Source organism: Sulfitobacter sp. UBA4523, from assembly GCF_002388305.1.
Taxonomy (GTDB): Bacteria; Pseudomonadota; Alphaproteobacteria; order Rhodobacterales; family Rhodobacteraceae; genus Sulfitobacter; species Sulfitobacter pontiacus.
Genome location: NZ_DGMH01000019.1, coordinates 43988 through 55624, shown reverse-complemented (window position 1 = coordinate 55624; position 11637 = coordinate 43988). Strand labels below are relative to the sequence as shown.

11 protein-coding genes are annotated in these 11637 nt (G+C 59.4%); 7 read left to right on the top strand and 4 right to left on the bottom strand.

Features of this window, described 5'->3' with window-relative positions; translation table 11 throughout:
• A partial coding sequence (locus tag B3849_RS04210) for a translocation/assembly module TamB domain-containing protein (protein ID WP_286779857.1) occupies positions 1-1010 on the top strand: 1010 nt, incomplete at its 5' end.
• A 109-nt stretch (positions 1011-1119) separates the two neighbouring features.
• Here the strand turns inward: B3849_RS04210 and B3849_RS04205 are convergent.
• Positions 1120-1638: a flavin reductase family protein gene (locus B3849_RS04205; RefSeq protein ID WP_278425939.1), complete on the bottom strand. Its 519-nt coding sequence runs from the start codon at positions 1636-1638 to the stop codon at positions 1120-1122.
• Positions 1639-1919: 281 nt separating this feature from the next.
• Between B3849_RS04205 and B3849_RS04200 the strand changes: the two genes are divergently transcribed.
• A complete protein-coding gene (locus tag B3849_RS04200; protein ID WP_037944573.1) occupies positions 1920-2435 on the top strand; it encodes a DUF992 domain-containing protein in 516 nt (171 codons plus the stop codon).
• A gap of 62 nt (positions 2436-2497) precedes the next feature.
• On the opposite strand, the gene acs is transcribed toward B3849_RS04200, so the two are convergent.
• Positions 2498-4453, bottom strand: a complete 1956-nt coding sequence (gene acs, locus B3849_RS04195) for an acetate--CoA ligase (RefSeq protein ID WP_278425940.1) — start codon at positions 4451-4453, stop codon at positions 2498-2500.
• A gap of 380 nt (positions 4454-4833) precedes the next feature.
• Here acs and dctP point away from each other — a divergent pair, with 380 nt between their 5' ends.
• The 3 genes from dctP (at position 4834) to B3849_RS04180 (ending at position 7964) form a co-directional block, all read left to right on the top strand.
• Positions 4834-5850 (top strand): TRAP transporter substrate-binding protein DctP, encoded by a 1017-nt coding sequence (gene dctP, locus B3849_RS04190; protein ID WP_005854249.1) that lies wholly within the window; start codon positions 4834-4836, stop codon positions 5848-5850.
• An 81-nt stretch (positions 5851-5931) separates the two neighbouring features.
• Positions 5932-6561, top strand: coding sequence for a TRAP transporter small permease subunit (locus B3849_RS04185; protein ID WP_005854247.1), 630 nt, complete (start codon positions 5932-5934; stop codon positions 6559-6561).
• Positions 6562-6563: 2 nt separating this feature from the next.
• The gene (locus B3849_RS04180) at positions 6564-7964 is read left to right on the top strand and encodes a TRAP transporter large permease (RefSeq protein ID WP_005854245.1); all 1401 of its coding nucleotides are present in this window, start codon (positions 6564-6566) and stop codon (positions 7962-7964) included.
• Here the strand turns inward: B3849_RS04180 and B3849_RS04175 are convergent.
• Positions 7950-9011 carry an AI-2E family transporter gene (locus B3849_RS04175; RefSeq protein WP_139283770.1) on the bottom strand — a complete coding sequence of 354 codons (1062 nt, stop codon included), beginning with the start codon at positions 9009-9011 and terminating at the stop codon, positions 7950-7952. The two genes, B3849_RS04180 and B3849_RS04175, sit on opposite strands and share 15 nt — an antisense overlap.
• 284 nt (positions 9012-9295) lie before the next feature.
• Between B3849_RS04175 and B3849_RS04170 the strand changes: the two genes are divergently transcribed.
• Positions 9296-10288: a FecCD family ABC transporter permease gene (locus B3849_RS04170; protein WP_286779856.1), complete on the top strand. Its 993-nt coding sequence runs from the start codon at positions 9296-9298 to the stop codon at positions 10286-10288.
• On the top strand, positions 10285-11043 hold the full coding sequence (locus tag B3849_RS04165) for an ABC transporter ATP-binding protein (protein WP_278375442.1): 759 nt from the start codon (positions 10285-10287) through the stop codon (positions 11041-11043). Before B3849_RS04170 ends, B3849_RS04165 begins: the two co-directional genes overlap by 4 nt.
• Here the strand turns inward: B3849_RS04165 and B3849_RS04160 are convergent.
• Positions 11040-11420 carry a peptidoglycan-binding domain-containing protein gene (locus B3849_RS04160; protein WP_278425941.1) on the bottom strand — a complete coding sequence of 127 codons (381 nt, stop codon included), beginning with the start codon at positions 11418-11420 and terminating at the stop codon, positions 11040-11042. The genes B3849_RS04165 and B3849_RS04160 overlap by 4 nt on opposite strands.
• Between the last annotated feature and the right edge of the window lie 217 nt (positions 11421-11637).

Below are 11637 nucleotides of genomic sequence, written 5' to 3'. Positions count from 1 at the left end.
CCGGATCACTGCCCGCCGATATCCAGATCGGATTGAACAACCTCGTGCTGATCGATCCATCGCTGTATCGCACGTCGCTTGATGGCAACCTGCGTCTTGCGGGACCGCTTTCGGGGGGGGCGAATATCAGCGGTCAGATCGACGTGGGCGAGACCGAGGTAAGCGTGCCGTCAACAGGTATGACCAGCATCGGTGATATTCCACAGATCGATTTCATCGGCGCGCCAGCAGATGTTGTGGCGACCCGTCGCAAGGCCGGTTTGACCGGTGCCGACGCGGGCACGGATCCCGCGGCAAGGGGCGACAGCGGGCCGGGGTTTGGCCTGAACGTCCGCATCAATGCGCCACGGCGGATTTTCGTGCGCGGCCGTGGTCTGGATGCGGAACTGGGCGGTAGCCTGTTACTGACGGGATCGACCAATCGCATCATCTCTGCCGGTCGCTTCGACCTGATCCGTGGTCGTCTGGATATTCTTGGCAAACGGTTCGAGCTGGACGAAGGGGCCGTGCGCTTCCAAGGCGATCTGGTACCCTACCTGAGGTTTGTAACCTCGACGACCACCAACACAGGCGAGGTTCGTATCGTGATCGAAGGCAAAGCCACATCGCCCGAGGTTTCCTTTGAATCGACACCCGATGCACCGCAGGACGAGGTGCTGGCGCAGCTTCTGTTTGGGCGAAACATCTCTGAAATCTCGGCGTTTCAGGCGCTGCAACTCGCCAGCGCGGTGGCGACACTTGCCGGACGCGGTGGTGCGGGGGTAATCTCTAACCTGCGCACGGGGTTCGGGCTGGACGATCTGGATGTGACCACCACCGACAGCGGTGCCACGGCTGTCCGCGCGGGTAAATACATTTCCGAGAATGTCTACACCGATGTGACCGCCGCCTCTGACGGGACAGCGGATGTGTCTATCAACCTTGATCTGACCAAGAACCTGACGGCGAAGGGGACGGTCGGGTCCGATGGGAACACCGGGATCGGTATCTTCTTTGAGAAGGATTATTGATCCGCTATTGAGCGCTTTGTTCTGCGGTTCAGCTAGGATGGGGGCCAGCCCCCGTCCCGGCGATGCCGGGACACCCCCGGGATTTTGACCATTTGGAAAGGCTTACGGGCTATTTCGTCAGCGGTGTAAAACGGCCATAGCGGCCTTGGTCATACATCAGGCCCGCAACGCTGTCGTCTGGGTCATAAGCGGCGTGCGTGACCTGCCCGAGGACAATGGAATGGTCACCCGCCGGATGCACGCCGTAGGTGTCACAGTGGAAGCTGGCGAGGCAGCCTGCCAGTGTCGGTGCGCCATTGGGGCCAACCGTCCAGTCGAATTGGTCGAACGCGTCGCCAGAGACAGCAAAGGCATCTGCCAGTGCCCGCTGACCGCTACCCAGAATATGCACAGCGAACTGCGCCGCGTTGGTAAATGCGTCATGACGTTTGGAACTGAGCGCGGGGGACCACTGCACCAGGGGCGGGTCCAGCGAAACCGAGGAAAAGGAGTTCGCGGTCATCCCCAATGGGCCATTCGCGGTCTGCACCGTCACAATCGTGACCCCTGTGCCAAAACGGCCAAAGGCGCGGCGAAGCTCGACTGTAGCGTCGGGCAGAGGGATGAAGTGGTGCAAAGGATCAGCCATGCCGCAGCGGTGCCACGGGGAGCCGGATTTGTCCAGACAGCAAACCCCGGCCCGTTGCGGCACTCCCTCTGCGGGTGGCGATGGTGGTCGCTAAATAATGCTGTGTGGAACCGAATAGCGCCTGCCGTGTTGTTCCCCCACTGAGAGGCATGACTTCGAGATTTCGGACTGCCTGTCGGAGAAGGGGTGTTGGGATATGAGGTTCCAGCTACCGCCAACAGGCACCCGAATGCCGACGCTCACGACTGTTATTGGCGGGTTTCCCGCCGGAAGGATTAACTATGACACTGAATCGTTTTGCCCCCATCAAGCTGACTGTTGCAGCCCTTGTCACCGGCGCTGCTTTGTCCACGCCTGCACTTGCCGACGACGGCGAGACTGTGGACCACACCGAGGTCGGCTCGCTGAGCTGTGACGTTGGTGATGGCACAGGCTTCATCTTCGGGTCTACCCGTGAGCTAACCTGCACCTTCAATCCTGTGCAAGAGGGTCTGGCTGACGAGACATACATCGGCGACATCAAACGCTACGGTATTGATATCGGCAAGACCCAGAATGGTCAGATGTCCTGGTTGGTGTTGGCACCAACTGAATCCGAATATTACGAAGGCGGGTTGAACGGCGACTATCAGGGTGTTTCTGCTGAAGCCACTGTTGGTGTTGGCCTAGGTGCCAATGTCATGGTCGGCGGTTCCGAAGACACGCTGGCGCTGCAACCGGTGAGCGTCAACACGCAGAACGGCGTAAACTTTGCCATCGGCGTGGGTGAAATTACACTGCAACGCGTCGAAGGCTAATTCAGGCCAATAGGTCGATATGCAGAAGGGGCACCATTTGGTGCCCCTTTCGCGTTATGTGGTCAGCGGTTCATCCGGTTCGCGATCAGATCGTCGACAACCTCGGGCTCTGCCAGGGTAGATGTATCGCCGAGCGTGCCATAGTCATTCTCTGCGATCTTGCGCAGGATGCGGCGCATGATCTTGCCTGAACGGGTTTTGGGCAAGCCAGGGGCCCATTGGATCATATCGGGCGAAGCGATCGGGCCAATCTCCGAGCGGACCCAGTTGCGTAGCTCGGCCCGCAGGTCCTCGCTCGGGCTTTCGCCGCTCATCAGAGAGACATAGCAATAGATGCCCTGACCCTTGATATCATGGGGGAACCCGACGACCGCGGCCTCTGCCACCTTAGGGTGGGCGACCAAAGCGCTTTCGACTTCGGCCGTGCCCATCCGGTGACCGGAGACGTTGATCACGTCATCCACGCGGCCCGTGATCCAGTAATCGCCATCCGCGTCCCGGCGGCACCCGTCACCGGTGAAGTAATAGCCCTTGTAGTCGCTGAAATAGGTCTGCTCGAACCGCTCGTGATCGCCCCAGACCGTGCGCATCTGGCCGGGCCAGCTGTCAGCGATACACAGAACCCCCTCGACGTCATTGCCCTCGATCTCGGCACCGGTGGTGGGTTCAAGTACGACCGGTTTGATCCCGAAGAAGGGCTTCATCGCGGCGCCGGGTTTGGTGGCGTGGGCACCGGGCAGCGGCGTCATCAGGTGACCGCCGGTTTCCGTCTGCCACCATGTGTCCACGATGGGGCAGTTCCCTTTGCCCACAACGTCATTGTACCAATTCCAGGCTTCGGGGTTGATCGGCTCGCCCACGGTGCCAAGCAGTTTCAGGCTCCTGAGATCGCAGCCGTCAACAAAGGCGCGGCCCTTGCCCATCAGCGCGCGAATGGCGGTCGGGGCCGTGTAGAACTGATTTACCTTGTGTTTTTCACAGATCTGCCAAAAGCGGCTGGCGTCGGGGTAGGTGGGCACGCCTTCGAACATGAGCGTTGTGGCCCCGTTGGCAAGCGGACCGTAGACGATATAGCTGTGGCCCGTCACCCAGCCCACATCGGCCGTGCACCAATAGACATCGCCATCGTGGTAATCAAAGGTGACCTCGTGGGTCAGCGCGGCATAGACCAGATAGCCACCCGTCGTATGCACGACCCCTTTGGGCTGACCGGTCGAGCCAGAGGTATAGAGGATGAACAGCGGATCTTCGGCGTTCATCTCTTCCGGCGCGCAAGTGTCAGAAGCCTCTTTTTCAAGCGCGGTATAATCCACGTCGCGCGCATCATTCCACGCCACATCACCGCCAGTGCGCCGCACCACCAGACATTTGACCGATGGATCGCAGCCTGCCAAAGCCTTGTCCGCGTTGGCCTTCAACGGTGTCGCCTTGCCCCCGCGGGGCGCATAATCTGCGGTGATCACAACCTTGGCGTCCGACCCCTGTACCCGTGCCGCCAGCGCATCCGGAGAGAACCCGGCGAAGACGATCGAATGGATCGCACCGATGCGTGCGCAGGCCAGCATGGCATAGGCGGCTTCGGGGATCATCGGCATGTAGATGATAACCCGGTCGCCTTTGCCGACGCCGATATCGCGCAGGATATTGGCCATTTTACACGTCTGGGCATGCAGGGCGCGATAGCTGATGTGCTGCGCGTCTTCGTCCGGGCTGTCCGGCTCCCAGATGATCGCGGTCTGGTCGCCGCGCATTTCAAGATGACGGTCGATGCAATTGGCGCTGACGTTCAGCGCACCGTCGGCAAACCAGTTGATCTTGACCTGACCGAAAGTGAAATCGACGTCTTTGACCTTGGTAAACGGCTTCATCCAGTCGATGCGCTGCGCCTGCTCCAGCCAGAACCCCTCGGGGTCCGCGATAGAGGCATGATACATCGCGTCGTATTTCGCGGCGTTCACATGGGCATTGGCCGCCATGTCGTCGGATGGCGGATAGGTCTGTGTGGCGACGTTGGACATGGTTCCTCCCTCAGAACTCTGTTCGTTTTCTGCCGCTCGGACGCATGGGCGTGGCGGCTCTCCCTTGGCAGATCATAACGGGAAGTGAAAAGAAGGAAATAAGCATATGGAAACACGCGGTTTGTCTGTAAATATTTTTCCGTCTGCTGCGCGGACTAGTAAATTTCGCTGACAACCCTGCCAAAACCCTAGGAAACAGCACCGATTGCCTGTTAACGGGGCCGATCGCGCGCGGGGCATGGTTCCAAATGGTGAAAAATCCTCGCCGAAGGCTCCCACAGGGGCAATCAAGAGATATGTTCAGGGGTTGGCAGCAAGTTGCCCTAAGGATAGTATTTCGCCCAAGCGGGCCCCAAACAGCCCGCATAAGGGAGATATCAATGAACAATCTACTGAACGGCGCAGCTGTCTGCGCTTTGACTTTCGCTTTTGCCTCGCAGGCGGCCGCGACGGAATGGAACGCCTCTGTCTGGGGTAAACGTCGTGCCTTCACCGAGCATGTCGAAAAGATTGCCGAGCTTGTGTCCGAAAAGACCAATGGCGAATTCACCATCAATGTCAGCTATGGCGGTCTGTCCAAGAACTCTGACAACCTCGATGGTATTTCCATCGGTGCCTTCGAGATGGCGCAATTCTGTGCTGGTTACCACGCCGACAAGAACCGCGCGATCACCGTGCTAGAACTGCCCTTCCTCGGGGTTCAGAACCTTGAAGAAGAAGTTGCCGTATCCCGCGCTGTTTACGCACACCCCGCCGTCGCCAAAGAGATGGCACAGTGGAACGCCAAGATGCTGATGACCTCGCCAATGCCGCAGTACAATCTTGTTGGCACGGGCGAGCCTCGCGATACGCTGGAATCCTTTGACGGCATGCGCGTGCGTGCGACAGGTGGTCTGGGCAAAGCCTTCGAAACCGTGGGCGCTGTGCCGACCTCCGTGACCTCCTCCGAAGCATATAACGCAATGGAATCCGGTGTTGTGGATACCGTGGCTTTCGCGCAGCACGCCCACCTGAGCTTTGGTACGATCAACAAGGCCGATTGGTGGACCGCGAACCTCAACCCCGGCACGGTGAACTGCCCTGTTGTGGTGAACATCGATGCCTATGAGGCCCTGTCGGACGCAGAAAAAGAAGCGCTGGACGGTTCTGTCGATGAGGCGCTGGATCACTATCTGGCGAACTATGGCGAGCTGCTGAACCGCTGGGACGCCGTGCTGGAAGAAAAAGGCGTTGAAAAAGTGATGTTCACGCCTGAAGTTCTGGCCGAGTTCAAATCCAAGGCAGCTGATCCTGCGCGTGAAGCCTGGATCAAGGACATGGAAGCCCAAGGCATCCCTGGCCAAGAGCTTTATGACCTGGTCGTCAAAACGCTTGAAGAAAAACGCGCGTCCAACTAATTGGCGCGAGGAGGGGGCTTGCCGATGCAGGCCCCCTTTGTTTGTACGATCTCCCTCCCACTCATTTGAAAGGAAAGCATCATGGCCGGTTCCTCCGCCGTGCTCGAAGACGGCAGTCTGCTTAGCCGTATCGACAAAGGGCTTTTACGCCTTGAAACCGTGTTTGCTCTGGTCTCTGGTATTGCCGTTTTCATGCTGATGGTGCTTGCCGTCTGGTCCGTTGGCGGCCGCAAGTTCTTTGGCACGCCGCTGGCGGGGTATGTGGACTGGATTGAATTCGCCATGCCATTGATCGCGATCATGGGCATTTCCTATACCCAGCGGAACGGCGGCCATGTGCGCATGGACATCCTGATCGGCCAGCTTAAAGGTCGCGCGCTATGGGCAGCCGAGACATTCTCGGTCGTGCTGATCTTTATCCTTATGCTGGCGCTGATCTGGGGCTCTTGGGCGCATTTCCAGCGCAGCTTTGACTTCGCCGCCCCGATGTGGAGCCGTGACAGCTCCATCGATATCGGTCTGCCGATCTGGCCTGCGAAACTGATCGTGCCAATGGCCTTTACGGTGCTGGCTCTGCGGTTGCTGCTGCAGATCTGGGGCTATGGGCGGGCCTTCGTATTGGGGTTGGAAAACCCCGTTGCCGTACCTTTGGTACAATCCGCGGCCGAACAGGCGATGGCGGAAGCTGAACATCTAGACGGGCGGGACTGATTATGGATCCTATTGAAATTGGCCTATGGGTCTCGGGCGGGCTGCTGCTTATGGTGGTGCTCGGTATGCGCGTTGCTTTCGCCGCGGCAATGGCGGGTCTGGTCGGCCTGATCTGGATCTTTTGGTCCAAGAAAGGCATGCAGTGGTCCGAGCTGGACTGGGCGCTGACGGTCGCGATCAAGACCGCGGGACAGGTGCCACACTCCAAAGTGTCGAGCCAGACGCTAAGCTTGATTCCCACCTTTATTCTGATCGGCTTTCTTGCCTATTACGCCGGTCTGACCCGCGCCTTGTTCGAGGCCGCAAAACGCTGGATTGCTTGGCTGCCCGGCGGTCTTGCTGTGTCGACCGTCTTTGCAACCGCGGGCTTTGCGGCGGTTTCCGGTGCTTCGGTCGCGACGGCAGCGGTGTTTGCCCGCATCGCCATCCCCGAGATGCTGGCGATTGGCTACAACAAGAAATTCGCGGCGGGCGTCGTGGCGGCCGGGGGCACGTTGGCCTCTTTGATCCCGCCGTCAGCGATTCTTGTCATCTATGCGATCATCGTTGAACAAGACGTGGGCAAGCTGCTTCTGGCGGGCTTTATCCCCGGTGCGTTTTCGGCCATCGTATATGCCGTCCTGATCGTGGGCATTGCGACCATCTGGAAAAGCGTCGGCCCCCCTGTAAGCGGCTTTACCTGGAAGCAACGGTTCGCGTCTCTCCCTGCCGCCATGCCGATCTTTGCGGTTGTGATCATCATTATTTTCTTTGTTTACAACCCTTTCGGCGACGCATGGGGCACCCCAACAGAGGGCGGGGCCGTGGGCGCGTTTATCGTGTTCCTGATGGCGCTTTATCGCGGCATGCGGTGGGCCGAGCTCAAGGACGCGCTGCTTGAAACCGCGAAGCTGACGGTGATGATCTTTACCATCATCTGGGGCGTGCTGATTTATGTTCGGTTCCTGGGCTTTGCCGATCTGCCGGGCGCGTTCGCCGACTGGATTTCGGGGCTTGAGGCTTCTCCGATCCTGATCCTCGTGTGCATCCTGCTGGCCTATGCGGTGCTGGGGATGTTCATGGATGCGATTGGCATGCTGCTTCTGACACTTCCGGTCGTCTATCCTGCCGTCATGGCGTTGAACGGGGGCGAGTTCGTCTCTGCCGCGGATAGCGCCTTTGGCATGTCGGGGCCGATGTGTGCGATCTGGTTCGGAATCCTGGTGGTGAAGATGGCAGAGTTCTGTCTGATCACGCCTCCCATTGGCCTCAACTGCTTTGTGGTTGCAGGGGTACGACCTGACCTGAGCGTTCAGGACGTGTTCAAGGGCGTGACACCGTTCTTTATCGCGGATGCCGTGACAATCGCATTGTTGGTGGCCTTCCCGTCCATCGTGTTGTGGCTGCCCTCACTCGCTGGCTGACATGACTTCCTGATCCTTCATATCATCGGGTTTAACCTGCTCTGCGGACAGGAAATTCCCGATGGTATGAAGCGGTTCAAAGTTCTCGCAAACGACTTTGAACACCACAAGAAAGGGCACCGCGACCAATGCGCCGGGGATGCCCCATAGCCACCCCCAAAACACCACAGTCAGAAATACCGCGACGGTATTCATCTCCAACCGGCGCCCGACCAGCCACGGGGTAATAATCTGCCCCTCTAAGAGGGTCAGCGTCAGGTAACCGATCGGGGCCAACATCGCATAACCGATGGTATCAAACGTCACGAGAGAGAAACCCGCGACCAAGAGCACCCCCGCAAACCCGCCGATATAAGGCAGGAAGTTCAGCATGAACGCCGCGATCCCCCAGATATAGGCCGACGGCAAGCCCAGCACTGTCAGATAGGTCCCGACTAATATGCCGAGCACGGCATTGATCGTGGCAATCGTCAGCAGGTAGCGCGACACCCGCTTCTCCACGTCATAGACCGTATGCAGCGCACGTTTCTTTTCCGTTAACGTCGGCATGGATTGCACAAGTTTTAAGTAAAACAACTCGCCAGAGCCAAGTAAGAACAGCGCCAGAATCAGGATCACCGCCAGCGACGCCCCAGTTTTGCTCACCGTATCCATCGCGGTATCGAGCAATCCAGGTTGGCGCACGACGACCTCTTGCGGTTTGCCGCCGGTTTCGGTGCCCAGTTTCTCTACCTCTTCCGAGGCAGATCGCATCGTTTCGACCGCATTGCTCACGCCGCTCAGCTTTATCTGGATCTCGCGGCCCATTTCCGGGATCTCGTCGCTCCAGATCGCCACGGTGCCCGCGGACAGTAAAACCACGGCAGCAATCACCAAGCTCGTCGCGGTCACCAGCAAAAAGGCCGACACAGGATGCGGCACGCCGATGCGATAAAGCGCACGGCCCACGGGCGACAGGGTCAGGGCAAGCAAAAAGCCCAGAACAATGGGCAATATCAAGTCCTTGGCGAAATACGCGGTGACGAAAAGGGAAATCAGGACCAGCAACTGAAGCGAGCGCCGGATTGAGGGCAGATGTTCCAAATATGGCTCCAGCAGTTGAAGGATTTAAACCTCAACGCCGTAGCGCGTGGAAAAGTTCACGGGTGTGTGAGCTTATATTGCGTCAGTATCCAAACGCCCCTCGAAGGTTGCGCGCAACTGTGATGAGACTAGGAGGGTCGGGGAGAAATCATGAGCGGAACGATGAGCATATCCATTCACCCAATGTTAAGTGTTGCGCCCTATGCAGTGGGGCAAGTGAAGTGCCAATATGCTCGGGTCGGTTACTGATGGCGCGGTCAACGGTACTGGCGCTTGGTCTCGGCAGCCTTGTGTGCGTGCTATTTGTCGGGTCGCTGCTGATTGGCCCGTCCAGCGCATCCATGGGCGACAGTTTGAACGCGTTGGTCACCGGGCAGGGCGGCCCGCTGGCCACCGTCATGCGCGAGATAAGGCTCCCGCGTGCGCTATTGGGCGTGATGATCGGCGGTGCCTTGGGGCTTTCTGGCGCTGCGATGCAGGGCTATCTGCGCAACCCCTTGGCGGATCCGGGGTTGATCGGGGTATCGGGCTCTGCGGCGTTGGGGGCTGTGCTGGCGATACAGACCGGATTGGCCGCGCTTGCAACACTCGCGCTTCCCGCAATGGCGCTTGGCGGTGCCCTGCTGGGGGTGCTGCTAGTGCTGCTATTGGCAGGCCCTCGGGGCACGTCACTGGCGCTGATCCTCGCTGGTATCGCAATATCGGCCTTTGCTGCGGCATTGACCTCGCTGGTGCTGAACCTGTCGCCGAACCCCTATGCGGCGAATGAGATCGTATTCTGGATGATGGGCTCTCTGGCGGACAGGTCCATGACCCATGTCTGGATCGCGATGCCCTTTCTGCTTGGGGGCGGTGTCCTGTTGGCGACCCTCGGGCGTGGGCTTGACGCGCTGACCTTGGGCGAAGACGCGGCAGAGGCGATGGGGATCAACCTATTCCGGCTTCGCCTCACGGTCATTATCGGTACGGCGGCGGTCGTTGGTGCCTCTACCGCCGTGGCGGGGGCGATCGGGTTTGTGGGGCTGGTCATGCCGCACCTGCTACGTGGCTTTGTTGGCGCGCGACCGGGGGCGCTGCTATGGGCCGCGACACTTGGCGGCGCGGCGATGATCCTCGCATCGGATATCCTTGTGCGCCTTGTGGTGCCCGACCGTGATCTCAAGCTTGGGGTTGTGACGGCATTGGTGGGCGCGCCGCTGTTTCTCCACCTGATCTATCGCACGCGGAGGGACGGGCTATGACCCTGCTATCATTGAAAAATCTCTCCGTTTATCGGGGGCGGAAAACCGTTTTATCCGACATCAACCTGACCTTACGTGAAGGCGAGGTCGTAGGCCTGGTCGGGCCGAATGGTGCCGGTAAGACCACCTTGATGCGCGCGGCCCTGGGTCTGATCCCCGCTGATGGCCAAAGTTCAATCGCCGCACTTGCCCCGCGCATGCGCGGGCGTGCCGCCGCGTGGATGCCCCAATCGCGTGAGATTGCATGGCCGGTCACGGTTGAAACGATCATTCGACTGGGCCGCACACCCCATCTACGGGGCGGGCAGAAAATACAGGCAGAAGATCAGGCTGCCGTAGATCGTGCCATTGCGCAGATGGGTTTGGACACCTTCCGCAATCGTCCCGCCACACAGCTATCGGGTGGGGAGCAGGCGCGCGTGCTGATCGCCCGTAGCCTCGCGCAAGAGGCACCCTTGCTGATCGCAGACGAGCCCACCGCCGGGCTAGACCCCGCCCATCAAATCGCCGCGATGGAAAGCTTTTCCAAAGCAGCGGGCCAAGGGCGCGGGGTGCTCGTCTCGCTTCATGATCTGGGATTGGCAGCGCGGCATTGCACACGGTTGATCGTGTTGCACAACGGCGCAGTTGTCGCAGACGACTTGCCACAGGCGGCGCTGACGACAGAGATTGTCAAAGCCGTCTTTGGCATTACTGCCTTCAGTGAAGTCACCGACAAAGGTTTTGTTTTCCAGCCGCTTGAGGTCGTTTCTTAACCGCTGCTGTCCCGAGAAACGCCGGGGATGTCTACAGCGATGACACCCAATGATCGCGCGGTGGCCAGTGCAAGAACGGGGCTATCGGGCCCGCCACTGCTGATCTGATACGCCCGCATTGCCCGCCGTGTCGCGTCGTCGAGCTCCGAATTAATGGCCCCGCCATAGAACCCTCGCGCCTCTAACGCACGTTGCAGCGTTGCGATCACGTCGGGCGTAAGCGCGCTGATGCAGGGCGTCTCGAACCAGTTGTCCACACGGGGAGAGACAATCTTTTGCCGTGTTTCCGTGCGGTAGATCGGCAGCGACTGAATCTCGCCGGTAGAGCTGATCTGCGCCGGTTGCACCTGTACCTGCTCCGTCACCGTTTCGATCACTGCAGGTGATACGGTCCGCCCCCAACAGCTGCCCGGTGCAGCCCCTGCCGGGCCCTGGGTTGTCGCCTCGCGAACGCCAGGCTCGGGTACCTCTGCGTCTTGGGAGGGGGCGTTACACGCTCCGAGCGAGACGAGAACCGTAAATGCGCAGGCAAATTGAACTAAATGTGATCGGGAGAAATACTGCACAGCCGGGCCTTGCGGGTCAAAGGGTCCG